This is a genomic window from Candidatus Spechtbacterales bacterium, from assembly GCA_040879145.1.
Taxonomy (GTDB): Bacteria; Patescibacteriota; Minisyncoccia; order Spechtbacterales; family 2-12-FULL-38-22; genus JAWVZY01.
In genome coordinates, this window is the sequence record JBBDKX010000038.1 from 1 (window position 1) to 26230 (window position 26230).

Sequence of the window (26230 nt, forward strand, 5' to 3'; positions counted from 1 at the left end):
GTTTTTCTGTTATCTGTTTTCTGTTATCTGTTTTCTGTACATATATCCTCCCCTCTTTTGCGCTTATATTTTTTCTCTCAACGCCTGTTGTTTTGGCAATATTTAAAACAAGACGATCTATAAAATCATCCCTGTTTTTACCCTTGAGCCAAAGCTCGCCTAATTTTATTAAAATTACTTTATCCATCTTCAAGGTTTAAATTGTCTTTGTTAAAAATATATTTAACGGACCGTCTTTATATATATCCTCAAATAATAAGCTGTCCAAATTACCCCCATTAACCTTAAGGTAGTTTAGCCTATATCTCAAGTGTTCCTTGCAATCAGAGGTTGGAAATACTGCTGATTTTTTATTAATGCAAACTAAAAATACGTAATTCTTTTTTTGACTATCTGTAATTAAGCCACTTTTAGAAATATCTATAAAATCTGTATTAAGTTTATCTTCAAGAGCTAAATAAAAAATATAGTTTCTTACCCCATAAGGTCCTTTTTTATATACTATAATGTCAAAGAAATTTAAGTCTTCATAATTATTAGTTTTTTTTATTTCAATAGCAGTGTCTTTTATTTTATCGGTGGCTTGATTTATGTAGTATGAATTGGGTCGTTCAAATTTATCTACATCATTAAATAGTGCAAATGCAGAGCTTGAAAAAAACAACACGTACGCAATAAAAATAAATTGAATCACCCTTAATAATCCTTTGTTGATTTTTAATAGTTTAATTTTATCTAAGGAAAAAATTAAACCTACTGCAAAAATATAAAGTGGCGCAAATACTACCGAAAAATAGTGTATATGGAACTCTTTTACACCAAACAAAACAAACGCAAGAAATGGTTGAACTGCAATAAATATAACTACTGCTAATGTCTTAGTTGTTTTTTTGTTTTTATCAAAAGCGTAGATAATTATGAACAACAAATATAAAAAGTATAAAAAAAGCAAAGGATGAAAAATTTTTATACTTGAAAAGCTTAAAAAACTTAAAAATTGCTTGAATACTGCAAGCAGCTGATCCCAAGCGTAATTCAATTTTAAAAACCCCGAAAACGAAGCTTGAGTTTTGTTTTCTTGTTTATAGAAAAGAATTATATTGGGTGCATAAAAGACCAAAAAAGTGGCTACTACTGTAATTACGGGCTTAAAAACTTGTGAAAGTTTTGGTTTATTCTTATAAATAATCCACATACTCAATACTAAGAATACAGGCAAAAAAGAATAAGCGGAATTATGTAAAGCCCCCGCTATTATGATGGAAACTATGCCCAAATGTACAAACTTGTTACTTCTATCTTGGTAAGCTTTTATTAAAAATAAAAAAGATAGCAGGTAAAACGGATACATAAGATGTGGCTGCCAAATATACATAGACTGCAAATAAATAACTGGAACAGAAACAAAGGCTAAGGAAGATATTAATGCTACATACTTATTAAATAATTTTTTTGCAATTAGATAATAAATAATAATTGAAGCTAAAAAGAATAGTAAATTGATTAAATTTAAATAAATATAACTGTCGTATATAAATAAAAATAAAGCCAACAAATAATAATAAAAAGGGCTATTAACCATAGTCCCAAATCCAGCATTCCACGGTCCTACCAAGGGCAAGCTTTCGCCCCTACTAATACTTCTTGCTATTAAATAATCTCTAGCTGAATCTCCATCACTTAAATCTAAGGGATAATCTAAATTAACAATTCCAATTGCCAAAATAGAGGCTATTAAAAAAATAAACAAATATTCTGATATGCTTAACTTTTTTACAAGATTTGAAATATAAATTTTATTCATATTATTAATTTTTCACCCTCCTAACCATTTCTATTCTAGGAATAGTTTTTCCAGATTTAAGCACCCATTCTTTCTTTGTTGTCTCTTGAAAACCCAGGCGCTTATACCAATTATGACGATCCTTGTTATATTCAACCACATATAAAAAAATGTCTTTTTTTCTTTCATCTGCCCACTTAAGCATTTCGTTTATAAGCATGCGCCCCAAGTCCATTCCATTATACTCGGGCAAAAGATGCATAGTAGAAAATATTAACTTATCTTTTTTTATTTTTGCCGTTGATGCACCTATTGTCTCGCCCTTATCTTTATCTACAACAAGCCACCCACGTATTTTTTTTGAAGCCAGCCCCTCTTCAAGCGCGTCTACCGCATCGGGGCCACACTGCACTATCATATCCTCTTCTGTTATCTTGTGAGTATCGCCAACATAAGCGACAAAAGAAGCCAACATTTTTATGGCTACCATCTCTTCGGCATCTGCCGGTTTTGCTTTGTTGATCTCTATATTCATACGTACTCAACAGCTACCACAAAACTTTAAATTACATTCTGGCTACAACATTCCTTAAATTGGGTATAATTTCTTTAAGTGTTTTACACGTGTAAATAATTTCTTCCTCAGTATTATACCTTGAAAAGCTAAAACGAAGGCTTGAAACCGCGTATTCATAGGGAATATTAATGGCTTCTAAAACATGGCTTATCTCCTGCTTGCCCGCGCCACAAGCTGAACCACTGGATGCAAAAATTCCCCGCTCTTCTATTGCGTGAAGTAAAATTTCAGAAGGTATTCCTTTAAAAGCGATATTTACTATATTTAACAAACCATCCTTGGGAGAATTTATTCGGACATCCGGAACTTCTTTTAATGTCCGAATAAATTCTTCCTGTAATTCCTTCATTTTTTTACTATTTATTTCTAAATTTTCATACGAAATTTTAACAGCTTCACTCAAACCCACGATTCCCGGCACATTCTCAGTCCCGCTTCTAAGACCCCTTTCCTGCCCCCCTCCGTGTAGAACAGGTTCTATATTTACACCCTCTTTTACAACAATCGCGCCAATACCTTTTGGACCATGTATTTTGTGCCCACTAAAAGAATACATATCAATATTTTCAAGGTCAACATCAAGCTTTCCAACCGCCTGCACTCCGTCAGAAAAAAACAGGGTTTTTGGATTTTTTAGTTTAACCGCTTCTGCGTATTCGTTTATAGGATGTACTGTACCCAACTCATTGTTTACATGCATTATTGCAACCAAAGTAGTATCTTCCCGCACAGCATTTACAAGTTCTTCTTTATTTATATTCCCATATTCATCTGTGTCCAGATATGTTAACTCAAAACCATCCTTTTCCAACGCATGGCAACTCTCAATAACCGCTTCGTGTTCTGTTTTTTGTGTAACTATATGCATACCGTGCCTCTTTAAGGCATGAGCAGCTCCTTTTATCGCAAAATTATCCGCCTCTGTAGCGCCTGAGGTAAAAAAAACTTCAGAACTTTTCACGTGTAAGGCATCCGCTACTATCTGGCGACCCTCCTTTATAGCCCGCTCTGTTTCAATGCCTTTTTTGTGCCTGCTTGAAGGATTACCATAATATTCGTTCAAATAGGGTAACATTGCCTCCAAAACTTCAGGGGCTACAGGGGTACTGGCTGAATTATCTAAATATATTTCTCGCATTTTGTTCGGCTTCTGCCTCACAATAACCGCAGATATATGCTGATTTTTTGCGGATTCTATGCTGAGATTATCCGCATTAATCTGCTTTAATCCGTATTAATCCGAGGTTTAAGCGAGCGAAGCGAGCTTACAAATAGTATTTCCTCTTTAGCTCCTCATCAACTGATTGCTCAAACTTATTCTGTTTATCCTTGGCCTTTTTTTCTAATTTTTCAAGCTCTTTGTCTGTCTTGGCACTTAAGTCTTTAATTTTTTCAAGTTGATATTTACGTTCATTCTTTTTTGGTTCGTCCAAAACCTCGTCAAGTAAAATATTTAATATACGCCCTATTTTCTTACCAGGCTTAACATCCGCAGCGCGCATAACATCCTCTCCATCTACCTTTAACATTCCCACTGAAATAGGGTCTTTTTGCACCCTATCTATCATATACCTAAAGTGACGCAGTCTGTATGGTTCGGGTTTTGGAACTCCCGAACCCATTCTGTCGCATATCCTCACCTTTACCAGATCGTCCATATTATCAGATCCAACTTTAGCTACCAGGCGCCTAACAGAGCTTTCGGTAACCTCTCCAACCTCATAATAAAAGAGGTGATACCGAACCAAAAGTACCACTTTTTCTGTGAATTTTTTTGAGAACTTCAGGCGCTTTAAAAGCTTTTCAGCAATCTTGGCACCAACAACCTCATGGCCATAAAACGTAGAGTCTTTTCCTTCGCCACGCTTAGTTTGTGGCTTCCCTACATCATGTAAAAGTGCGGCAAATTTCACGTGAAGCGGATAATCATGCTCTGCCGCCCACTTTAAAGCATACAAGTTGTGCTCAAAAACAGTGTATATGTGGTGTTTGTTTTGTCCCACACCTATGCCTTTTGCTATTTCCGGCAAAACAAGCTCTAAAAGCCCAGAATCCTGCATAAAAAGAATGCCGTTATGGGCGTATTTATTATCTATCATCTTAATCAATTCGTCTTTAATTCTCTCTTCCGCAACATTTTTTATCCAATGAGCATTCTCTTTTATCGCCTGAAATGTTTCACCCTCTATTGTAAAATTTAACTGTGTTGCAAAACGCAAAGCGCGCATAAGGCGCAGGGCATCTTCAGAAAAACGCTCATTAGGGCTGCCTACCGTACGCACAACCCCTTCCTTAAGATCTTTTTGACCTTCGAAAAGATCTACAATATCATATGCTTTCTTTTTTGGCCTAAGAGCTAAGGCGTTTATTGTAAAATCGCGTCTTTTTAGGTCTTCTTCTAAGGATTCTGTAAAATCAACACTATCGGGATGGCGCTTATCAGAGTATTTTGCCTCAGACCTAAAAGTGGTAACCTCTACTATTTTTAAACTTTCGTCTTTCGAATCTGTCTTTACGGCAACAGTTCCGAAATCATTCTCATACACACTATCAGGAAATAATTTTTGTATTTTTTCGGGCTTTGCGCTTGTTGTTAGGTCCCAATCTTTCGGAGTTCTATCTAATAAAATATCGCGCACGCATCCGCCTACGACATAAGCTTCAAATCCCGCTTCTTCAAGGGTTTTTATAATATTTTTTACTTCTTTAGGTAACTTCATTGTTGTTTTAAAATAAGTCTTACACATTTAGACTACCCCAAAACATCTCTATTGTCTATTGGTGTGAATTATGGTATATTTCATGTGAAAAGTGGCCACAAAAAGCGCCCGTAGCTCAACCGGATAGAGTGGTCCGATGTTCATCGGACAGGTGGTGGAGTTTTAATACTTATCATGAAAACAGGGATTTATATTCTAAAATGCTCTAACGGTAGATTTTACATAGGTAGCACAAATAACATTGATAGAAGAATAGAAGAACATAAAAATGGACAGGTTATATATACAAAAAATATTTTACCTGTTAAACTACTCCTGTTTCATCCCTGCACAACAATAAAAGAAGCAAGGCAAATAGAATATAAACTAAAAAGACTAAAAAACCGCACAATTATAGAAAAGATAGTTCAGGATGGAACTATAAACATGCGCCCGTAGCTCAACTGGATAGAGTGTCTGGCTTCGGACCAGAAGGTTGGGGGTTCGAATCCCTCCGGGCGTACTAATAATTAAAACACCTATTTCAGTAGGTGTTTTAATTATTAGTACGCGGGATTCGAACCCGCGGAGGGGTCCCGCCAGAGGCGGGCAGGCGGGGAACCGTTGAGTATACATAAGTTTTTAAAAACCCTTTGAATGGGGTTTTTAGTTTTCCCCAATAAAAAATATTGATTTTGTGCTACTATTAACTTAATGAAATTGGGCATTAAATTTTTCTTAATTTTTGCAGTGTTGGTATCTGTTGCCGGTTTTTTTGTTGTAGAAGATGTCTCTGCTCAAGGGCAGTATTATTGCCAAATGAGTACTGCGGGGTGTGTATTAGACCCGGGAATATCTCCAACCTGTCAACAGGGATATACATATGACTGCGGTCAATTCACAACGCTTTCCTCTTGTTTTAATAATCCACACACTTGTGAAATAGCAGGCAATCAATTTTCCTGTAATTACGATTTCGGAAGAAGTACATGCAATATAGACAGTAACAACAGCACGTGTGACACAGGTAAATCAGATAATTGTTCCAACTGGAATAATGACCCCGCAGGATGTGAAAACGCTTTTGGCACATGCGTAGTAGGAATTCCCCCTGGTGAGGACTGCATGGTAACCTTCCCTGACCCATGCTACGACGGAACAGGAGAACACTCATGCATAGCTTATGATGATTCCGGTACGGTTGGAATTTGCCAGCCAAATCCTTGTGAATCTACGGCACAGTGCCATGGAGGATATGAATGCCTTAGTGGAACATGTCGCCCGGGAGGTTCAAAGGCCCCGCTTGGAGTAAATGAAAAGACATGCATATGGGATACGCTTTATGGAAGGTGTGTACCTACAGGTACATGCAGGGCGGGGTATGAGGGTTACACTTTTGCTGAATGTAGTGCGTATCCCACCGAAGAAGAGTGTACGGCAGTACCTAACACAAGCTGTGATTTAATAGCTGAGTTCGGTGGAGAAGACTGTTTCGCGCGTTGCATAGAAGATCCCAATAATACCACCGCAGACCCTGTACGACCAGGGGCAAACGACATATGCAATGCTAAGTGTAAAACAAATTTCAAACGATGCGATACAGACGGGGATTGTAAGTTTTTAATAGGGGAGGGTTGGAAGTGTATTCCAAACGATGTCACAGGAATGGGTATATGCCAATTTGAGCCTGATAAGATTTGTAATGCCGGAGGATTATTGCCCTGTGGAGGAACAGGATGCCCCTGCCAGCTTTGCGATGTATTTATTGTAATAAACAGAGTGGTAGATTTGCTTCTCTTTACAATAGCGCCCATACTTGTATCTATAATGGTTATAGTGGGTGGATTCTTTGTTATGACATCACGCGGTGCCGGGCAATTACGAAAAGGTAAGGAATTTATAAAGTGGGCCATTCTTGGATATTTATTAATGCTAACAGCATGGGTAATTGTAAACAGCATACTTACTGTATTAGATCTGGCCACATGGGTTGGCGCAGGGGATTGGTGGGACCCAAACTGTTAAAGATTATTAAACAAAGTACACAAATCAATAAGTCCTCCGATATCGGAGGACTTATTGATTTAAGGCAAAACACGTGATATAAAAAGGAGTGTCTTCACTATAAATATCAAATTTCCGGTCCGCCCATAGCTCAATTGGCAGAGCAGTTGCCTCTTAAGCAATTGGTCGGGCCCTCTAATTAAAAACTGGGGTGCATTTGACGGGATTTATTTTGCAAATATTCTAGGCGTTTGGAGTGACGCGATGTTGAAACATCGTTAGCGACAAAGAACACTAAAGATTGGCAAAATAAACCCGCCCTTTTAAAACCCAGTTTCCAGTCCGCCCATAGCTCAATTGGCAGAGCAGTTGCCTCTTAAGCAATTGGTTCCAGGTTCAAGTCCTGGTGGGCGGACTGGGAATTGGGTTGGGGGCACAAATCAGACTTTTGCCGGATTTTCATGTGAAAGATATTGCCTAAAATATTATTATATGTTATCATTATCTCTATATGGCAATAGAAACAAGCGACAAGCAAAAAATAATTGAAAAATACAAGCTGCACGAGAAGGACACTGGCTCAGCGGAAGTTCAGGCCGCTGTTTTAACTGAGGAAATAAAGCGTTTAGTGCGACATCTTAAAAAGCATCCAAAAGACAACCACTCACGCAGGGGTTTGCTTATGATGGTGTCTAAAAGAAAAAAACTTCTTGACTACTTAATGCGTGAAAGCACTAAGCGATACAACGATCTCATAAAGAAGCTTGGTCTTAAAAAATAGTATAATGGAACAGCAGATAATCAGGCATCCCGCACAAAGAGTAGCTGTGCTGATAGATGTACAAAACTTCTATCACTCGGCAAAAAACTTATATCAGAAAAGGGTAAACTTTAAGGAAATATTAAAAACTGCCGTAGGTAACAGGCAGCTGATTCGTGCGTTTGCTTATGTTGTAAGCACAGAAGGCGGGGAGGAAAGCGTTTTTTTTGAGGTGTTACAAAAAATGGGGATTGAAATTCGTGTTAAAGAGCTCCAAATATATTATGGAGGATTAAAAAAAGCAGACTGGGATGTAGGTCTTGCAATTGATGCGGTACGCCTTTCGGGCTCTGTGGATGTCATAATAATAATGAGCGGAGATGGGGATTTCATACCTTTGGTTGGTTACTTGCAGAATGAAGGAACACAGGTTGAGGTAATGGCGTTTGGTAAAAGCGCCTCCAGCAAACTTCGGGAAAGCGCGGACGCTTTTGTTGATTTATGTGAAAGTCCTGAAAAATACCTTCTTAGATATAAAGTAAAATAATTAAAGCTGCTGCGGATTTTTGTTCAACATGAGAGGAGGAAGGCAAAAGAAAGCTTACTAAAATACTCTTATTAGTTTTCTCTTGTCTTTACTCTCCGACAAAGTTTCGTATCAGTAAAAATACATGGAGAAAAAAGAATACTCCGTTGACATGGGTGGGAAACCGCTTGTTTTAACATTTACAAACTGGGCAGAGCAAACAAATGCTTCTGTTCTTGCCCGTTACGGCGATACTGTTGTGCTTACAACTGCTGTAATGAGCGGGCATGATGTTAAGTTGCACTACTTTCCTCTTACTCTGGAATACCGAGAAAAATACTATGCCGCCGGATTTATAGGCGGTGGTAGATTCCAAAAAAGAGAGGGGAGGCCAAGTGATGAATCTACCCTCAAAGCACGTCTTATAGACAGAACCTTAAGGCCTTTATTTAAACACTCCATGCGCAGAGAGGTGCAAATTGTAAACACTATTTTATCCTACGATCCAGAACATAGCCCGGACATTGTAGCACTGATAGCTTCCTCTACAGCACTTGTTGTCTCAGACATACCCTGGAGTGGTCCTATAAGCGCCCTGCGCATAGGCAGGATAAATGGTGATTGGGTAATAAACCCATCACTAAAACAGCAGGAGGAAAGTGATTTAAATGTAACTGTAGCAGGCCCTGAAGGCAGGATAAATATGGTGGAAACAGATGCTAAAGAGGCCTCTGAAAAAGATATTTTGGAAGCAATGAGGTTTGGAGAAAAACTCATGCAGGACATCATAGATATTCAAAAGAAAATACAAAAAGATATAGGTAAAGAAAAAGCTGTAGTTGAACTAAAAGAACCCGGCGAAGAACTCCAGAAAGAGATACGAGAATTTGGAGAAAAGAAGTTAAAAGAAGCCATTTATGCAAAAGAGGCTAAAGAGGGCGGTGCTGAATTAGACGCCGCGGGTGATGAAATAAAAAAATACTTAGAAGAAAAATATGGCGAAAAAGACCCCGCATACATTGAAAATGCCTCTGCATACATTGAAAAATTGACAGATGAACTCATTCACGAGGCAATCCTTAAAGACGAACGCAGAGTTGATGGGCGGGCTCTCGATGAGTTGCGCAATCTTTCAGGCTATACAGGAGTCTTACCAAGAACACACGGGTCCGGACTGTTTATGCGAGGCCTAACGCACGGCCTTTCTATAGCCACGCTTGACTCTCCGGGAGAAGAAGAGCTCAGCGATGCAATGGAAGGGGAGACCCGGAAACGATTCATGTTGCACTATAATTTCCCTCCATTTTCAACCGGAGAAACAGGATTTTTCCGCGGACCGGGAAGGCGAGAAATAGGACATGGAGCTTTAGCAGAAAAGGCTGTGGAGGCAATGATTCCGGATAAGGAAGAATTTCCCTATGTTATACGAGTAGTAACTGAAATATTATCATCAAATGGCTCAACTTCTATGGCGTCGGTTTGTAGTGCGTCTTTAGCGCTTATGGATGCCGGTGTACCCATGAAAAAACATGTAGCGGGAATAGCCATGGGGCTCATAGCTTCTGGAGATGATTATAAGGTGCTTACGGACATACAGGGACCTGAAGATCACTATGGAGACATGGATTTTAAAGTTGCCGGAACGCGTGATGGGGTTACTGCAGTTCAAATGGATGTAAAAGTTGACGGTGTGACTCTTAAAATGATTGAAGATACATTAGAACAGGGTAAAAAGGCTCGGGAAAACATACTGGATGTTCTGGAAAAAGCAATACCAGAGCCAAACACAGAGCTTTCTCCTTATGCCCCAAAGATAAAATTCCTTAAAATAGATCCTGAGAAAATAGGAATGCTTATAGGTCCCGGGGGGAGGATAATAAAAGAGATAATGGCGGAAACAAATACAGAAATAAACGTTGAAGACGATGGAAGCGTGTCTATCACAGGCTCAACGAATGAAGAGGTGGTACGCGCGGCGGAAATTGCAAGCAACATAACAAGAGAAATAAAGGTAGGAGAAATATTTGAGGCCACAGTCGTAAAAATAGCAGACTTTGGCGCGTTTGTAGAGCTTGTTCCAAGCAAAGAAGCCCTTGTACATATATCCGAACTTAAAGAAGGTTTTGTAAGCAAGGTTGAAGATGTAGTAAAAATCGGGGACAAAATAACTGTCAAAATTATAAAAGCAGATGACAGTGGAAAGTTGAGTGCTTCAGCAAAACAGGCTTCACAAACACCTTCCGAAAAAAGTGAGGACAGAGGTGATGTGGAAAAGTAAATAACTATGCATTCACATTCTGTGCTAAAATGTATTTAAGCTGAAAAAGTTAAAATACTTCGTGAAGCGAAGTGAAGGAACATGCCTGAAGAATATACACAAAATACACCCAAAGGCCAGATAAGAACTATGGCAGATGACTTAGTAAAAGCCAAAGGAGAAAAGGTAGCAGAAACAAAAGAGGAAAACGCAGAACCAAAAAACACAGAACCCTTGGCTCCCAAACCACAAGATGACACTATTGTGGAATCTTTAGATGACCTTTTACCTCTTGAAGAGAGTGATGTTAACTCTAAACCTCAAACACCAACTCCTGCACAAAACATGCCTATACCTGAAAATTTGCCTACGGACCAAGCACAAAAAATCACACCGCCAGAGCCGCCCAGGCCACCAAGCCCTGCACCTCAAGAAACAATGGGTGAAAAAACTTCAACAAACCTTGAAAGCGAGATATTTCCGGACCCAAATCTGGATTCCCCTGATGCAAAAACAGAGGCGGAAAGTTCCTCACCTCTCTCTTTGGGCGACGAGGAGGTTCCATCGGAAACTCCTGAAGAATTATTAGGACTCAACAAAAAAGAGGGTACTACTGAGTCTGTACCTCCGCCACCCAAGCCCGAACCTGATTCAACCATAAAAAGCCCTGAAGAGAAAAAGGAGTATAAAACTCTTTCTCCTGAGCCTAAGTCTTTCGAGCTTTCTATGGGGAAACCCGGAGGTCTTCCTCATGGCAAAAAGACAGGTTCAAAAAACACCACCAAGATGCTTATTTTTGGATCTCTTGCTGTTCTTGGCCTGGTCTTGGCAGGTGCGCTAATATACTTTTTCTTCTTCGGTGGAAGAGAGTTGATATTTAACACAGAAGAGCCCGAACAAGAGGAACCATACCAAACACCTGACTCCGGGCCGACAAACCCGCCCCCACCATTAACACAGATAGACTATCCATCTCCTCTTATACGGCCTGACTTTGAACAAGAGGGGTTGGTGACCGCAAACACAGAACAAAACGCATTAAAAGGCGTTATAGGGCGTATAAAGAGCGACTTTAGCGCGCCATCCGAGTCCATAACCTATCTTCCCATACAGCTTGGCAGTGTGCCACAAGGAGGAGAGGCTGAATTCGTAAATCTTCGCCAACTTTTGGAAGGACTCAATATTTCTACTCCCGGAGGATTTTATGATGCTGTAGAAAATGATTTAATGTTTTATGCCTATAGTCCCGGGGAGGAAGAAAGAATAATGTGCCAAAACAATTTAATATCCGAATCGGATTGTTACGGAGTTCGCCTTGGTCTGGTTATAAAAGCAAAAGAGGGGAGAGAGGCAGACCTAAACACTCTGGTTACAGAGTGGATAAATCAAATATCTTCTTCCGGTATAGATTCTTTAGTGCTTAACAGCCTGTCTGTCATGCCGACAGACTTGGAATTTTCAAATGAAGAATATCAAAGCACAGCAGTTGAAAATGCTCCTGTGGTAAATGTGCAGTATGTGAACCTACCAATGCCCTCTTATAACAACCTGGCCCTATCAACAACCGCGATAGACATAGCGGTCGTAAATGAATACATGGTTATATCCACATCAAAAAGATCTATGCTCTCTATGATAGATAAAATTTTACAGCAGCAATAAAATGACAACACCATTACCTCAGGCGCAAAAGACTATATTAAAAACTCTTGCATACTATCAAGCCCTGAGTAAACTCTCCCTAACTGTTTTAGAAATTCAAAAATACCTGCGCAAAGAAAAGGGGGTAAGCCATGCTTATTCCCTTTTTGAAATACAAAAAGAATTAAACAAGTTAGAAGAATACGGTTTAGTCACAGAACAAAACGGCTTTTGGGTTCTTTCTGTTTCTGTGACGAATGAGCCTGGTTTAAGTGTTTTTGAAAACCGAATAACAAACTCAAAATATGCGGCCTTGAAGTGGAAAAAGTTTGCAAAAACAGGCAGATTTTTACCCTATATACCGTTTATTCGGTCCGTGGCTGTAACAGGATCTACGGCCTTAAGCAACGCAAAAGAAAAAAGTGATATTGACGTCTTAATAACGAGCAAAGGCGGAGCAATATGGAGTACGCGCTTTCTCGTAACAACAGTCTCTCTCTTGCTTAAAAGGCGTAGATACGCAAAAAAAATAGAAAATAGGCTCTGTTTTAACCAATACTTAACACAAGACGCGATAAACTTAGGTCCCGAAACAGTGGATGATACGGTAAATAGTATAAAAATAAAGGTCTGGGACAACAAAATACCAGCAAATAACGAAGCACTACTTTCTTTGCAACCCTCAAAAATTTTAATACTCCTCAAAAACACTGTGGAAAAAATTTTAAAGACGCTTCGTCTGGACAAGTTATTTGAAACCTTTATAGCAAAATTACAAATAGCTAAAATTCAAAATAATCCGACAGACTACCCCAAAGAGTTGGAACAGCCGAGTCTTAACTCAGCCAATCTCATATTTTATTACCCCAGAGTTAAAATTACAGAAAAAAAATATAAAGAGATATTAAGTTCTTTGCGCAATCCGGACACGATTCGGACACATGTTTAACACTGCGGAAGTTTTCCACAGTTTATCCTATTGACCAGATGTGTCTCGTACGGGATAATAAGTGTAGTACATTGAAAGATTGCATCTGTCTGACAGAATAAGTTGATTAAATACACATACTGTTTCGCGGGGCCAATCATAGCCGGCAGACGGATATAATCTTATAGGATGTAGACTCTTACATCCTTAGATTGCAATCCCTTAAGAGGGTGTTTATAAGATTCTCTCTTAAGGGATTGCAATCCCGGCTCTCAGGGCGTGTTAGACACCCTCTAAGTAACTTAGATCTTCGGGGTAACATCACACATCCTGAGAGCCACCCACCTTAACTTTTCAAGTCGCTTTATTGCGGCTTTTTCAATACAATAAACGCACCCGACATATTGCGCCTTAAACTGATCTAAGTTACAATTATTTTAATACTGTAATTTATATTCATGGAAAAAAAAGAATTAGAAAAATTTAAAGAACAACTTCTGAAGCAAAAAGATTCTTTGGAGCAGGAACTAAAAGAGATAGCCAACCAAAACCCAAACTCTTCTGAAGACTGGGAAAGTAAGTTTCCAAATTTTGAACAGGAAGATTTTGATATTGAAGAGGCCGCGGATGAGGTAGAAGAATACATAAACCGCTTGCCTTTGGAGCAGGCTCTTGAGCTAAAATTAAAAGCAACCAAAGACGCGCTTGAGAAGATAGAACAAGACAAATACGGCATTTGTGAAAATTGTGGAAAAAAGATACCCCAGGAAAGGCTTGCTGTTATTCCCGAAACTAAAATTTGCCTAAACTGTAAGGAAAAAGAGTGTAAATAAGTACAACAATTAAAGTGTCTGTTATTAAAAGTGCCGTAAAGCGCTTTTTTATTTGTTAAAATAATGTTTGACACTGAAGCAACTTTTTTGATACCCTAAAGACGTTTACAAATACCTTTAGTCTTACTCTCTAACTTAAATAACCTATGCCTGCAAAACTATACTCTGTTACGCGACACGGAATAAATGCTCAAACAATTGAAGTAGAAGTTGATGTTGCAAGCGGTCTCCACTCTTTTAGTATTGTAGGTCTTGCGGATAAGGCGGTGGAGGAATCAAAAGAAAGAATATCCTCCGCGCTCAAAAACAATGGCTTTAAAGCTCCTCGAAGTTTTAACAAAAGAGTTGTTATTAATTTAGCTCCGGCTGATCTAAAAAAAGAGGGCGGGATATACGACGTACCCATGGCATTAGGTTTTCTGATTGATTCTGAACAGATGAAGCCCAAAAAAGACATTGAAAACACTTTAATAGTAGGGGAACTTGGATTAGATGGTAAAATACGCCCGATAAAAGGCGCTCTTTTATACGCGCTGCATGCTAAAGATGCCGGTTATAGCACAATTTTAGTACCTAAAGAAAATGAAAAAGAGGCAGCGCTTGTAAAAGGTTTGGAAGTTGTTGCTCCTAAAAACATAAAAGAGTTGGTGCAACACCTTGAGGGTAGAAAAAAAATACAAACAACGTTGTCTGACAAAAAAGAGAGCAGTTCAAAAGATAGTAGCTTAAAAGAGGATGATTTTGCATATATAAAAGGGCAGGAAAGCGCTAAAAAAGCGCTTGAAATTGCGGTTGCAGGGGGACACAATATACTATTTCAAGGTCCTCCCGGTACAGGAAAGACAATGCTCGCACGTGCCGCAATAACCATAATGCCCGAAATGTCCTATGGTGAATCCTTAGAGGTTACAAAGATAGAAAGTGTTTGTCGCCAACTCCCTTCAGATGAGCCGTTAGTTACAAAAAGACCCTTCAGAACACCTCACCATTCATCCTCAGAATCCGCTATAATAGGAGGGGGCAGTAAATTGCAGCCGGGAGAAATAACAAGAGCACACAGAGGGATACTCTTCTTGGATGAGTTCCCGGAACTACACCGAAATGTACTGGAATCAATGCGACAACCACTTGAAGAGGGAAGTATACTTGTGGCCCGCGCCAGAGGTGTTGTAGAATACCCCGCTCGATTTATGCTTGTAGCGGCAGCTAACCCTTGTCCTTGCGGATATTTTGGAGATAGTAGCCGCGCCTGCTCTTGCACGACAGGCAGTATTATTAGATACCAAAAAAAGCTTTCCGGACCCATAGCAGATAGGATAGATCTTCATGTGCAGGTTCCCAGACAAAAACACGAAAAACTATCTTCCGAAGAGCTGGAGGAAAGCTCCGCGAATATAAAAACACGCGTAGATCACGCGCGAAAAGTGCAAACAAAAAGATTTGAAGGTGAAAACATTATTACAAACAGTGAGATGAAGCTACGGCATTTAAAAAAATACTGCGCGCTCGATGAACATTTAAACAAAAGGCTCGGAACGGCAATTGAAAAATATAAACTATCCGCGCGGGGCTATCACTCAACACTAAAGGTTTCCCGTACAATAGCGGACCTGGCTGGAGAAAAGGATATTAAGTGGGAACATCTATCACTCGCATTGCAGTACGCAAAAAGGGAAGGACCCGAGATATAAACCGCTGATCAATGCAGATGGGGCAGATAGAGTGCAGATATAAAAAACCGAGCTGTGCTCGGTTTTAATCTACATAAAATCCGCTTTATCCGCATATATTCGCGGTTAATATGCCAGATAGTTCCTTGCTCCATGCACTTCCCAGTGCAAATGAGATCCGGTAGAGCGCCCCGTAGAGCCCATATACCCTATAACTTGACCCTTGGTAACGGATTGGCCTGAAGCAACAGCTGTTTGTATCATGTGCGCATACAAAGTTCGCGTTCCGTTGTAATGATTAATGGTTACATAATTTCCAAAACCTCCGTTCCAGCGTCCATTACCAATAGAAATGCCTACGGTACCACTTGCGGCCGCATATATTGGCGTCCACCGAGGTGCGGCTATGTCCACAGCATTGGTACCGTGAAGCCACTGACTTATGCGCCCCACACCGTTTGTAGGATGCGCGAAATATCCATCTATATTTTGAAGTGAAGAGGCATATCTTGGAGCGCGAGCCGAAGGTGCGGTACGAGCCGGAGCGGGTTTGGTTCCTCCTGGAATAATAATAGTTTGACCGGCAAATATATGAGTCTCGTTCTCTATTCCATTGGTTTCGAGTATGTCTGCAATTTCTGCTTTATGGTTTCTTGCGATAACCGAAAGGGTGTCTCCGCTCTTTATCTCATAAAGCACGCCGTCCGTTGGCAAAATACTTAATACTTCCCCAGGTTGTATATAATTGGAATCTCTAAAGTGATTGCTCCAAAGCAGTGTCTCCAGCTTTAATCCAAATGAGCGTGCTATCCCGTTTGCCGTATCTCCCGGCTTTACGGTGTATTCTGTTATTTCATTGCGTTGCTGAGGGGGTGTATCAGCTATTACCGGTGAGTTGTTTGAAAGTAGTGAACTGCCCTGATTTGTAGGAAAGGTTGTATCAAAAGCTCCACCGATAGCAACACTGTCTTCATCTTTAGAAGATACAGCATTAGCGGAATTTAGTAATTTAGCACTTATAAAAGGTTGTACGCCTGCAAAGTTAGCTTTCTGCGCGTCTTTATCTATAACAACCTCTTCCTGCGCGGATGTGTGTAAAGAAACAAGACCATTAAGCTCTTTAGTATTAAACATGCTAATTAAGCCGGCTACAAAAATAAAAATAGCGACACCTCTCAAGTAATACAAAAAAATGGAGGAGCCGCCTCTTTTAAAAACCTTTGCTATAATCATGCGTTTATAGCGCTGTATGTCATCCCTCTTCGCATCCCAAAAATGAGACGAAGAAGAAGGGTCTTGTGGGTTGTTTTGGATAGGATTATAGTACCTCATTAGGTGCAGATTTTGATAACCTTTACCTATAAGGTATGATACTACAATGCAATCTGATTATTACAGTAACTAACTGCAATAAAAAATAGTGCCTAAGCACCAATACTTATATGATAGCAGTAGGGTATGCTTTGTCAATACATATAATCCACATTCTATGGACTTACTATCATCCTTAAATCCACAACAAAAAGAGGCTGTCAAAACAACGGAGGGACCGTTGCTTATACTGGCAGGTCCGGGCTCCGGCAAAACCAAAACACTGACGCATAGGGTGGCATATTTAATCGCGCAAGGGGTACATCCAAAAAGTATTCTGGCTGTTACATTTACAAACAAGGCCGCTTTGGAAATGCGTGAGCGAGTAATACAGTTACTCGCTCAGCAACAAGCAGTATTGCCTGTTATGGGAACCTTTCACTCTGTTTGTGTGAGAATCTTAAGAGAGAATGCTCCGCTTATAGGGTATACATCATCTTTTGTTATATATGATGATGGTGATCAGTTGTCTCTTATAAAAAAAATAATGAAAGAGCTGGAAATAGACCCCAAACAGCTGGCGCCCCAAAAAATCAGGTCTGCAATATCACATGCCAAAGATGACCTTCTGCTTCCCGAAGAATACAGCTCTCAAACAGGCGACTTTTTTGAAAAACAGGTTGCGGAAATATATTCACGCTACCAGAGCGCACTTGCCGACAACAACGGATTTGATTTTGACGACCTCATAATGCAGGCGGTCTTGCTTTTTGAAACCAGGTCTGATGTTTTAAAAAAATATCAGAAAAGATTTCAATATATAATGGTAGATGAGTACCAGGATACAAACACAGCGCAAAGTTCTCTTCTTGCCATGCTCGCAAAAAATTCAAAGAATATCTGTGCTGTTGGTGATGACGCGCAAGCCATATACAGTTGGCGCAACGCAAAGGTAGAGAACATTTTAAATTTTCAACGTGAATGGCCCGGCGCAAAAATAATAAAACTTGAACAAAACTATCGTTCTACCAAAAACATAGTTGAAGCTGCATCCTTTTTAATACAGAAAAACTCACAGGGATACGCTAAAAACCTGTGGACAAAGAATGAAACCGGAGAACCTATTCACATATGCGAATTGGCAAGCGAATACGCGGAAGCAGAATTTATACTCGCCGAAACAGAAAGTCTTATTGAAGAAAAAGGTTATGGGTTGGACAACTTCGTCGTGCTTTACAGAACAAACGCCCAGTCCCGAGCTATTGAAGAGGTTTTTTTGCGAAACGGCGTTCCCTACAAAATAGTAGGCGGAGTAAAGTTCTACCAAAGACAAGAAGTAAAAGATGCAATAGCATGGCTTCGTCTTGTACAAAACCCGGGTGATATGGCCGCGACAGACAGATTAGAAAAATTAAAACTTAGCATGCTCAAGGAAAACATACAAAAACCCGTAAGAACCAAAACAGAAGCTGTAAATATTTTATCGCAGGCGATACAGGAAAAAGCAAAAAACAAAGATATGTCTCTTACACAACTCTTGAGGTTTGTTATAGAAAAAGTTAATTTTGAAAAGATATTAAGAGACAAAACTGAAAAAGGGGAGGAGAGGTGGCAAAACATTCAGGAACTTCTTTCGGTAACAGAGGATTACGCCCCACTACCTTTAAACGAGGCCTTGGAAGCATTTTTAGAAGACGTAGCGCTTATGCAGGAGGCCGACAATGTCGCGCAGGATTCTAACCTTGTACACCTTATGACATTACACATGGCAAAAGGACTTGAATTTCCCGTAGTGTTTATAGCGGGGTGTGAAGAGGGTCTTTTGCCACACTCGAGCAGTATGATGAATAAAAGCGAGTACGAGGAAGAGAGACGGCTTCTTTATGTGGGAATAACACGCGCCAAGGAAAAGGCGTATCTGCTCTTTACTCGCAGAAGGATGATATGGGGAAGCATACAAAGCAACCCACCAAGCAGTTTTCTCTTTGAAATACCAGAAGAGCATATATTTTTTAAACCTCTTGAAGAAGGCGGGGAAACAGAAGATTTAATTGACTGGTATTAACTGACAAATAACCAATGATACAGAGTATGGGACATGAAACAATTAAAAAACTGCTTGAGAAATACAATGTAGAGCCGAACAAGGTCCTGGGTCAAAATTTTTTAAATGAGCCGAATGCGGTTCATGCCCTTATTAAAACGGCGGAGGTGTCGAAAGAAGACACAGTTATTGAGGTTGGTCCCGGAACCGGAGCTATAACAAAAGAGCTGGCGAAAAAAGCGGGTCAGGTTATTGCGGTGGAAAAAGACGAGAATATGGTAGAAATTCTTAAACATGAGATAAGGGGATTTGAAAACATACAGATAGTGGAGGGTGATATTTTGAAATTTGAAATAACCAAGATACAAGAAACCCAGCCCGACATCGCGAGACGAAGTCGAGGCGGGCAGGCAAGAAACAAACAAATCTCAAATCACAATAACCAAGCAAAGGAAAACCCAAAAGGCTACGATCTAAAGCTTGATACCTACAAGCTGGTTGGCGCTCCTCCTTATTATTTAACGGCGCGCTTATTTAGGACCTTTTTAGAACAGGCTAATCTAAAACCTGTTTCAATTACTGTTATTATCCAAAAAGAAGTTGCGGAAAAAATATGTGCAAAGCCACCCCGAATGAACCTTCTTGCTGTCTCCGTGCAACTGTATGGGGAGGCTAAAATTATAGAAAAGGTTCCGAAAGAGTTTTTTTGGCCTCGCCCAAAAGTGGACTCAGCTATTTTGACTGTACAAAATATCAAAAAACCTGGTGTTGATGAAACTAAATTCTTTAAAGTACTGCAAGCGGGTTTTTCTGCTCCAAGGAAACAGCTTGCGGGAAATCTTTCACGCGTCCTAAGTATTGAACGTGATAAAGTAGAAAAAATACTTAAAGAGTGTGGCATAAAGCCCGAACAACGCGCCGAAACGTTAAGCGTTGATGACTGGAAAAAATTAACACTTAAGTTTTAATGTTCCGTGTTTTGTGTTTTGTGTTTTATGACCATAAGTTATACACAAACACAAACCCTTTAAAGTACTGTATAATAGTAAGTAATGATGGGCTTATTAAACCCTCTAAAAAATAATCTAAAAAGACCTTCTCTCAAAAAGGGGTATTATTTGGTGTTACTCCTCTTTTTAGCAACTCCTAAATTTGCTCATGCAAACTTTTTCCTTGACGCCATAGAGAGGGCTGTTTTAGAGATGGGGTTCTTTCTTATAGGTGGAGCTGTAAGCATACTCTTCTTTATAATAAACTCTGTAATCTATACCGCTGTGTGGCTTGCAAGATATATTGCTGAAATGGCAATAAGCCTCTCCCTTTCAATGCCATACACAAGCGGAGATGTCTTTAATGCGGGGTGGCCCGTTATGCGAGACCTGGCAAACATGGGTCTTATACTAATACTTGTCGGCATAGGCGTCGGCACAATGCTTAACCTTAAGCTAAACAAAGACCGCCTCGCGATGTTTTTCCTGGTTGCACTGCTAATAAACTTCACAAATGTAATTACGGGGATAGTTATAGACTTTAGCAATATTATTGGAAGTGTTTTCTTTAATGCCGCGCAAAACAGCCTGAGCGCCCTCATAGGAGTGTCGCCCTTTGATGTCGCCCTGCAAGCTGGAAGAGAAACGGCACAAACCCTGGAAACCCTGGGAAGCGCGGAGGAATTTGCCAGCGGAATGATAGGGTTGATAGCCGGTCCTCTTATAACAAGCGTACTTGGAATTATTCTATTTTTTGTATTCATGCTCTTAACGGCGCTCTTTATAGGAAGAATATTGGCGCTAATGCTTTTAGTTATACTCTCGCCCGTGGCATTTCTCGGACTTATATGGAGCAGTGGAAAGATGCGACAGCTTTGGAACAAGTGGTGGGATACATTTTTACAGTGGGCGCTTATCGCGGTACCGATGCTCTTTTTTCTGTGGCTTGCCGGTATATTCCTTAATGAAGGAGCGGGTTACTGTACAGCGAGTCTTCCAAGCGGAGCGGAGCCAATAGAAGAAGCTATAGGATTAGGTGTACTGGATAGCGAGGGTGGGTTTGTGTGTAGGTCTATGCAATCCTTCCTCGCAATAGGCGCGTTGATTACAGGGGTTGTTATGAGTTTTAAAACAAGCGCGGCCGGAAGCAAAATGATTATAAGCAGAGCACAGCGATTCCAAAAATGGGGCACAAGCAAAGTAAGGCAGGCCGCCACAGCCCCCGGAAGAGCAGCGGGAAGAGTTGTAAAAAGAGAAAGCGCGAGAACAGTGGGGGCAGCTGGCACAAGAATAGCAGGATCAAAAGCCGCAAAGGTTCCCGTTATGGGCGGTGCCTTCAGAAGTGCGGGAAGGAGGTTGCAGGGATTTGAAGGAAAACAAAGAACAGAGTGGAGAAAACATGAAAAAGATTATACCGGAATGACGTGGGATCAATTACAGGCTCACATAAAAACAGAGAAGGACCCTGATAAATTGGCTGCTATTATGAATCTGGCAGGTAGAAATCACGCCGACGATCTTGATTCCGCTATTCGAAACAATACAATAGATGACAAGAAAATCAAATCTTATCTAAATATGGCCCAATTTAGAACAACGGAAAAAGGTGAGAATCTACAAGATGCATGGATAAAAAATAATCCCCATCATCTTAAAAAGCATTTAGGAAAAACGGATACAGACGTAAGAACAAAAACAGAAAGACTTTCGGCAAATGATTTATACAATCTAACGCTTTCAGCAATCAATGAACGGCATGTTGTTGAAGGTGTAATAAAAAATGATGACGCAAAAGTGAAGCAATTAAGACATGTTATCAACAAAGTTTCTAAAACAAATAATACTGCTATGAGTACCAACCTAAAAACAAACCTAAAAAATGCTATAATAGGCAGTTTCAATACCCTTGGACCAAATTCATCCACTCAGAACATATTAACTGAGCTTGACAATGCTGGGGGAAGATGGAAGGAGCTTAAAAATGCTTTAGAAAATGATCCTGATTTTGCAGGAATACTATAAAATGAAAATAGAATACGCAACATATATTTCTACTAAAAATAAGGCACCTGAAAAAATTCTCGAGCTAATAGATTCGGGGGGTGTTGGGAATATTCTTGGTATAATTTATTCAAGGTACGGAATTACAAACCAGAAAATATCCTGTACACAGATTGTTGGCCACGTACTTGTTGGTCTTATTCCTATAAAACGTTTTATTCAGGCGCTTCAAGAAGATGCGGGTCTTGATGAAAGCACCGCGAAAAACATTGCGCATGACGTGCGTGCGGAAATTTTTGCTCCCGTAGCCAGGGAGTTGGCAGCCATGCAGGAGCAGGCGATAAAAAACTGGCAGGAATTACATGCTTCGCAAGAAACAAGCAATCCTCAAAATACAAACTTTGAACAAGAGAATGAGAAACTACCGACACCTGACGAAGGTGTTGTAAGAGAAGTTTTTCCGGCACCTGAGGTAAACGAAAAAAAATTTGATGACGGTTTGGAAAAATCCCAAAACAAAGAGGAGGAGAAAGATGAAAGATTCTAACTCAGACTTCGTCTTCGTAATTTCAAATTTTAAATTTCCAATTTTAAAACAATTTTAAATGACTGAATTCCTGCCTGCCGGTTTACATGCCGATTGGTATGCAGGCAGGTTAAAACATTGGAACATTAAGGCATTAAATTAAAATTTTAAATTTAAAATTAGAGCGTAGCGACTATGGCACAATATCCCGTACCACAATTTATAGACAGGGAAACAAGACTTGTAGGCCCGCTAACAGTTCGGCAGATGATAATATTCGGCATAGATGCCGCGGTTTTATTTGTGCTTTGGTTTGTTTTAAATAAAATTACATTTATTTTTGCCGCCATAGTACTCACAAGTGCCGCCATAATACTTGCGTTTATAAAGATAAACGGACAACCACTAACAACTATTGTATTCTCTCTTCTAAACTACTTTCTACAACCGAGGCTGTATTTATGGGGAAAACAAGAAGATGTTGTTCAAAAAAAACCGAAGGGCGGACTATTTGATAAAATAGTGGGAGCGGGAACAGAAAAAAAAACGGCACAGTCTTACGAAGTGCCCGAAGAGGCATCCAAAGAGCCGAGTGTTAGTGAAATAAAAGACGTAGCGAAATTGCTCGATGAGTAAGCTCGCTTCGCGAGCTTCAAGATTACGCTGATAATAGCTGATACCACAGATGAACAATAAAACCTAAAGAAGCCTGTTAAAATAATTAGTGTAATCAGTTATTATCTGTGAAATCTGAAATTTTTCAAAGAAAAATTTATGCCTTCAACAGCAACAACACAAAGTTTTATACCAATAGACAACATCCGAAACGATGTCGTTGTTGTTAAGGGCGGAGAACTTAGAGCCATACTCCAGGTATCAAGTGTCAACTTTGCCCTAAAAAGCCATGACGAGCAGGAAGCTACCATATACCAATACCAAAACTTTCTTAACTCTTTGGATTTTCCCATACAAATACTGGTAAACTCCCGCATGATGAATGTTGATGAGTATGTAGGAACAATACAGGCGATGGAAGCCAAGCAACGTTCCGACCTTCTAAAAATGCAGACACAAGAATATGTAAAATTTATACAGCGTTTTGTGCAGGAGGCAAACATAGTCTCCACAGACTTTTATCTTATAGTGCCTTTCAGTTTAATAGACGTGGCAACAACACAGGGGGGAGCAAATGAAAGAATGAAAAGTCTTATAGGAAAACAAAGTCAACTGGGAACGATGGAGGCCGAAAAATTCTTGTACTTCAAAGGACAGTTGATGCAGAGGGTAGACTTTGTTGCGAGTGGTCTTCATAGAATGGGTATATCTGCAAGCATGATGACAACGGAGGAGTTGGTTTCTCTTTTTTGGAGTATATATAACGGGGGAGACCTCAGAAAACGCGGTGCGATAAAACCAATGTTTTAAAACAGCTTTTAGCTTCTGGCTTTCAGCTTATTAGCTTATGATAAATTCTTATAAAGAACTAAAGGTTTGGCAACGCGCAATGGAATTAGTTGTTGCTGTATATGAACTAACCGAAAAATACGCAAAAGAAGAAACTTATGGATTAACGGCACAAACAAGAAGATCGGTAATTTCTATACCTTCAAATATAGCTGAAGGTAGGCACAGGTCCACAAGAAAAGATTTTATAAACTTTTTGATAATAGCTTATGCATCTGGCGCAGAATTAGAAACACAAATAGAAATAGCAAAACGATTACCAAAAACCAAACAATTAAACTATGTAAAAGTTGATAATCTTTTGGAAGAAGTTATGAAAATGTTAAACATAATGATAAAAAAGTTAAAAGCTAGTAGCTAATAGCTATAAGCTATAAGCTAAACACATGCCTGAAAACCCACTAAGTGACCAACAACCGAATAACCAACCTCAAAAGGGTCCTCAACCCTTCCAGCAGGCGTACCAGGTGGTGCAGCAGTCTGAACAAGTGGACAAGCGCAAGCGACTTCTTGATATAATAGCTCCGCCCGCACTTGAGGTTACAGCAAACAATGTAAAGTTGGGGAATACATTCGTCCGTACTCTTTTTGCTTTCTCTTACCCCAGATATCTGGCAGAAAACTGGTTAAGTCCTATTATAAACATAGATAGAACAGTAGATGTTTCTATATTTATAGAGCCGGCTGATACAGCTACCATTATGAAACAGCTTCAAAACCAGTTAACCAGTGTTGAGGCGGAAATGATGGAAAGAGAAGAAAAAGGCCTTGTGCGCGACCCGCTGCTTGAAGCGGCTTATGAGAACATTGAAGATTTGCGGGACAAAATGCAGACATCCGAAGAAAAAATGTTCAAGTTTGGGCTCTATATTATAATCTACGCAAAAAGCGAGAAGGAGGTAAACGAGATAGAAAATGAGCTTCGCTCTATTTTAGAAAGCCGTCTTGTATATGTAAAACCGGCCGTGTATCAGCAAAGAGAGGGTTTTAACTCCGGCCTACCGCTGGGGCTTAATTATCTTAACCTGACAAACAGCATGAACACTTCGCCCCTATCTTCCACCTTTCCTTTTGTTTCGTTTGACCTAACAATGGATGAGGGAATTCTTTATGGAATAAACCGGCACAATTCAAGTCTTATTCTGTTTGACAGGTTCTCTCTTGAGAACGCCAACACTGTAATACTCGGAAAATCAGGCGGAGGTAAGAGTTACACCGTAAAACTGGAGGTGCTCCGCTCTATGATGTTTGGAGTGGACGTTATAGTAATAGACCCCGAAAACGAGTACCAATACTTGGCAGAAACCACGGGCGGAAGTTTTTTCCGTGTATCTTTAACCAGCGGAGACGAGATAAACCCCTTTGATCTGCGGGAGCCCCAGGAGGATGAAAAACCTGAAGAGCTTTTTCGCGCAAACATAATAACCCTTATCGGGCTTTTAAAGATAATGTTGGGAGACATGACGCCGGAAGAAGAGAGTGTTTTAAACGAGGCTATAATCCAAACATATGACTCGCGTGATATATCTCCGGAAACACCCAGATATTGGGAAAAAACACCACCGTTAATGCAGGACCTGCAAACCGTACTGCAAAATATGGAGGGAGGCGCAAGTTTAGCGCAACGCCTTCTTAAATACACGGATGGCGTATACTCAGGATTTTTAAATAAGCAAACAAATGTAAGCCTTGAAGGACAGCTTGTTGTGTTTAATATTCGGGATATGGAAGATGAACTTCGTCCCGTAGCTATGTACCTTATAATTAACTATGTATGGAATGCTATAAGGCGCACACTAAAGAAAAGAATGCTCGTAATTGACGAGGCGTGGTGGATGCTTCAACATCATGAAAGCGCGGCATTTCTTTTTGGTATCGCCAAAAGAGCAAGAAAATACTACCTCGGGGTTACAACAATAACCCAGGACATAGAAGACTTTTCTACGAGCGACTATGGAAGAGCGATTATCACAAACTCATCCCTGCAGATATTAATGAAACAGTCTCCGGCAACAATAGACCAACTCCAAAGAATATTTAACCTTACAGATGAAGAAAAATATCTTCTATTAGAAGATAATGTAGGGGAAGGACTTTTCTTTGCGGGAACAAAACATGTCGCAATAAAAGTTATAGCCTCTTACATAGAAGACCAGATAATAACTTCGGATCCCGAACAACTCTTACAAATAGAAGAGTCTAAGGATCGGTTATAAT

General features: G+C 39.9%; 23 protein-coding genes and 2 tRNA genes. 19 read left to right on the plus strand and 6 right to left on the minus strand.

Annotated features, from left to right (window positions below; translation table 11 throughout):
* From WDZ40_04275 to WDZ40_04295, 5 genes are all read right to left on the minus strand, one after another.
* The coding region (locus tag WDZ40_04275; GenBank protein MEX0878036.1) for a hypothetical protein at positions 1-187 on the minus strand (187 nt) is incomplete at its 3' end.
* 9 nt (positions 188-196) lie between these two features.
* Complete coding sequence (locus tag WDZ40_04280; protein ID MEX0878037.1) at positions 197-1804, minus strand: glycosyltransferase family 39 protein; 1608 nt, start codon at positions 1802-1804, stop codon at positions 197-199.
* Positions 1805-1808: 4 nt separating this feature from the next.
* Positions 1809-2318, minus strand: coding sequence for a GNAT family N-acetyltransferase (locus tag WDZ40_04285; protein MEX0878038.1), 510 nt, complete (start codon positions 2316-2318; stop codon positions 1809-1811).
* 31 nt (positions 2319-2349) lie between these two features.
* A complete protein-coding gene (locus WDZ40_04290; protein MEX0878039.1) occupies positions 2350-3498 on the minus strand; it encodes a cysteine desulfurase family protein in 1149 nt (382 codons plus the stop codon).
* 127 nt (positions 3499-3625) lie between these two features.
* A complete protein-coding gene (locus WDZ40_04295) occupies positions 3626-5080 on the minus strand; it encodes a CCA tRNA nucleotidyltransferase (protein MEX0878040.1) in 1455 nt (484 codons plus the stop codon).
* A 174-nt stretch (positions 5081-5254) separates the two neighbouring features.
* On the opposite strand from WDZ40_04295, the gene WDZ40_04300 reads away from it, so the two are divergent.
* The 11 genes from WDZ40_04300 (at position 5255) to WDZ40_04350 (ending at position 15699) form a co-directional block, all read left to right on the plus strand.
* Complete coding sequence (locus WDZ40_04300) at positions 5255-5518, plus strand: GIY-YIG nuclease family protein (GenBank protein ID MEX0878041.1); 264 nt, start codon at positions 5255-5257, stop codon at positions 5516-5518.
* Positions 5509-5582, plus strand: a tRNA-Arg gene (locus tag WDZ40_04305). Before WDZ40_04300 ends, WDZ40_04305 begins: the two co-directional genes overlap by 10 nt.
* 191 nt (positions 5583-5773) lie before the next feature.
* Complete coding sequence (locus WDZ40_04310) at positions 5774-7084, plus strand: pilin (GenBank protein MEX0878042.1); 1311 nt, start codon at positions 5774-5776, stop codon at positions 7082-7084.
* A 321-nt stretch (positions 7085-7405) separates the two neighbouring features.
* Positions 7406-7478, plus strand: a tRNA-Lys gene (locus tag WDZ40_04315).
* 96 nt (positions 7479-7574) lie between these two features.
* The gene (rpsO, locus tag WDZ40_04320; GenBank protein ID MEX0878043.1) at positions 7575-7844 is read left to right on the plus strand and encodes a 30S ribosomal protein S15; all 270 of its coding nucleotides are present in this window, start codon (positions 7575-7577) and stop codon (positions 7842-7844) included.
* A gap of 4 nt (positions 7845-7848) precedes the next feature.
* Complete coding sequence (locus WDZ40_04325) at positions 7849-8370, plus strand: NYN domain-containing protein (protein MEX0878044.1); 522 nt, start codon at positions 7849-7851, stop codon at positions 8368-8370.
* 124 nt (positions 8371-8494) lie between these two features.
* Positions 8495-10627 carry a polyribonucleotide nucleotidyltransferase gene (locus WDZ40_04330; GenBank protein MEX0878045.1) on the plus strand — a complete coding sequence of 711 codons (2133 nt, stop codon included), beginning with the start codon at positions 8495-8497 and terminating at the stop codon, positions 10625-10627.
* Positions 10628-10708: 81 nt separating this feature from the next.
* On the plus strand, positions 10709-12268 hold the full coding sequence (locus WDZ40_04335; GenBank protein ID MEX0878046.1) for a hypothetical protein: 1560 nt from the start codon (positions 10709-10711) through the stop codon (positions 12266-12268).
* Between the two features lies 1 nt (position 12269).
* On the plus strand, positions 12270-13196 hold the full coding sequence (locus WDZ40_04340; protein ID MEX0878047.1) for a nucleotidyltransferase domain-containing protein: 927 nt from the start codon (positions 12270-12272) through the stop codon (positions 13194-13196).
* A gap of 437 nt (positions 13197-13633) precedes the next feature.
* Positions 13634-14008: a TraR/DksA C4-type zinc finger protein gene (locus WDZ40_04345; protein MEX0878048.1), complete on the plus strand. Its 375-nt coding sequence runs from the start codon at positions 13634-13636 to the stop codon at positions 14006-14008.
* A 146-nt stretch (positions 14009-14154) separates the two neighbouring features.
* On the plus strand, positions 14155-15699 hold the full coding sequence (locus tag WDZ40_04350; GenBank protein MEX0878049.1) for a YifB family Mg chelatase-like AAA ATPase: 1545 nt from the start codon (positions 14155-14157) through the stop codon (positions 15697-15699).
* Between the two features lie 105 nt (positions 15700-15804).
* Here the strand turns inward: WDZ40_04350 and WDZ40_04355 are convergent, their stop codons facing one another.
* Entirely contained in the window at positions 15805-17010 is a 1206-nt protein-coding gene (locus WDZ40_04355) for a peptidoglycan DD-metalloendopeptidase family protein (GenBank protein MEX0878050.1), read from the minus strand.
* Between the two features lie 157 nt (positions 17011-17167).
* On the opposite strand from WDZ40_04355, the gene WDZ40_04360 reads away from it, so the two are divergent.
* From WDZ40_04360 to WDZ40_04395, 8 genes are all read left to right on the plus strand, one after another.
* Entirely contained in the window at positions 17168-19054 is a 1887-nt protein-coding gene (locus tag WDZ40_04360) for a UvrD-helicase domain-containing protein (protein MEX0878051.1), read from the plus strand.
* 26 nt (positions 19055-19080) lie between these two features.
* The gene (gene rsmA / locus WDZ40_04365) at positions 19081-20001 is read left to right on the plus strand and encodes a 16S rRNA (adenine(1518)-N(6)/adenine(1519)-N(6))-dimethyltransferase RsmA (GenBank protein MEX0878052.1); all 921 of its coding nucleotides are present in this window, start codon (positions 19081-19083) and stop codon (positions 19999-20001) included.
* A gap of 84 nt (positions 20002-20085) precedes the next feature.
* Positions 20086-22044 (plus strand): hypothetical protein, encoded by a 1959-nt coding sequence (locus WDZ40_04370; protein ID MEX0878053.1) that lies wholly within the window; start codon positions 20086-20088, stop codon positions 22042-22044.
* Position 22045: 1 nt separating this feature from the next.
* Positions 22046-22570, plus strand: a complete 525-nt coding sequence (locus WDZ40_04375) for a hypothetical protein (GenBank protein ID MEX0878054.1) — start codon at positions 22046-22048, stop codon at positions 22568-22570.
* A 174-nt stretch (positions 22571-22744) separates the two neighbouring features.
* Positions 22745-23185, plus strand: coding sequence for a PrgI family protein (locus WDZ40_04380; GenBank protein ID MEX0878055.1), 441 nt, complete (start codon positions 22745-22747; stop codon positions 23183-23185).
* Positions 23186-23323: 138 nt separating this feature from the next.
* Complete coding sequence (locus tag WDZ40_04385) at positions 23324-23974, plus strand: hypothetical protein (protein MEX0878056.1); 651 nt, start codon at positions 23324-23326, stop codon at positions 23972-23974.
* 37 nt (positions 23975-24011) lie between these two features.
* Positions 24012-24374: a four helix bundle protein gene (locus tag WDZ40_04390; protein MEX0878057.1), complete on the plus strand. Its 363-nt coding sequence runs from the start codon at positions 24012-24014 to the stop codon at positions 24372-24374.
* 25 nt (positions 24375-24399) lie between these two features.
* Positions 24400-26229, plus strand: coding sequence for an ATP-binding protein (locus tag WDZ40_04395; GenBank protein MEX0878058.1), 1830 nt, complete (start codon positions 24400-24402; stop codon positions 26227-26229).
* The last annotated feature ends 1 nt before the right edge of the window (position 26230 follow it).

Bases quoted from the DNA above. Each gene is read 5' to 3' on its own strand.
- WDZ40_04280 (MEX0878037.1), bottom strand. From the start codon at position 1,804: ATGAATAAAATTTATATTTCAAATCTTGTAAAAAAGTTAAGCATATCA.
- WDZ40_04285 (MEX0878038.1), bottom strand. From the start codon at position 2,318: ATGAATATAGAGATCAACAAAGCAAAACCGGCAGATGCCGAAGAGATG.
- WDZ40_04290 (MEX0878039.1), bottom strand. From the start codon at position 3,498: ATGCGAGAAATATATTTAGATAATTCAGCCAGTACCCCTGTAGCCCCT.
- WDZ40_04295 (MEX0878040.1), bottom strand. From the start codon at position 5,080: ATGAAGTTACCTAAAGAAGTAAAAAATATTATAAAAACCCTTGAAGAA.
- WDZ40_04300 (MEX0878041.1), top strand. From the start codon at position 5,255: ATGAAAACAGGGATTTATATTCTAAAATGCTCTAACGGTAGATTTTAC.
- WDZ40_04310 (MEX0878042.1), top strand. From the start codon at position 5,774: ATGAAATTGGGCATTAAATTTTTCTTAATTTTTGCAGTGTTGGTATCT.
- rpsO (MEX0878043.1), top strand. From the start codon at position 7,575: ATGGCAATAGAAACAAGCGACAAGCAAAAAATAATTGAAAAATACAAG.
- WDZ40_04325 (MEX0878044.1), top strand. From the start codon at position 7,849: ATGGAACAGCAGATAATCAGGCATCCCGCACAAAGAGTAGCTGTGCTG.
- WDZ40_04330 (MEX0878045.1), top strand. From the start codon at position 8,495: ATGGAGAAAAAAGAATACTCCGTTGACATGGGTGGGAAACCGCTTGTT.
- WDZ40_04335 (MEX0878046.1), top strand. From the start codon at position 10,709: ATGCCTGAAGAATATACACAAAATACACCCAAAGGCCAGATAAGAACT.
- WDZ40_04340 (MEX0878047.1), top strand. From the start codon at position 12,270: ATGACAACACCATTACCTCAGGCGCAAAAGACTATATTAAAAACTCTT.
- WDZ40_04345 (MEX0878048.1), top strand. From the start codon at position 13,634: ATGGAAAAAAAAGAATTAGAAAAATTTAAAGAACAACTTCTGAAGCAA.
- WDZ40_04350 (MEX0878049.1), top strand. From the start codon at position 14,155: ATGCCTGCAAAACTATACTCTGTTACGCGACACGGAATAAATGCTCAA.
- WDZ40_04355 (MEX0878050.1), bottom strand. From the start codon at position 17,010: ATGAGGTACTATAATCCTATCCAAAACAACCCACAAGACCCTTCTTCT.
- WDZ40_04360 (MEX0878051.1), top strand. From the start codon at position 17,168: ATGGACTTACTATCATCCTTAAATCCACAACAAAAAGAGGCTGTCAAA.
- rsmA (MEX0878052.1), top strand. From the start codon at position 19,081: ATGGGACATGAAACAATTAAAAAACTGCTTGAGAAATACAATGTAGAG.
- WDZ40_04370 (MEX0878053.1), top strand. From the start codon at position 20,086: ATGATGGGCTTATTAAACCCTCTAAAAAATAATCTAAAAAGACCTTCT.
- WDZ40_04375 (MEX0878054.1), top strand. From the start codon at position 22,046: ATGAAAATAGAATACGCAACATATATTTCTACTAAAAATAAGGCACCT.
- WDZ40_04380 (MEX0878055.1), top strand. From the start codon at position 22,745: ATGGCACAATATCCCGTACCACAATTTATAGACAGGGAAACAAGACTT.
- WDZ40_04385 (MEX0878056.1), top strand. From the start codon at position 23,324: ATGCCTTCAACAGCAACAACACAAAGTTTTATACCAATAGACAACATC.
- WDZ40_04390 (MEX0878057.1), top strand. From the start codon at position 24,012: ATGATAAATTCTTATAAAGAACTAAAGGTTTGGCAACGCGCAATGGAA.
- WDZ40_04395 (MEX0878058.1), top strand. From the start codon at position 24,400: ATGCCTGAAAACCCACTAAGTGACCAACAACCGAATAACCAACCTCAA.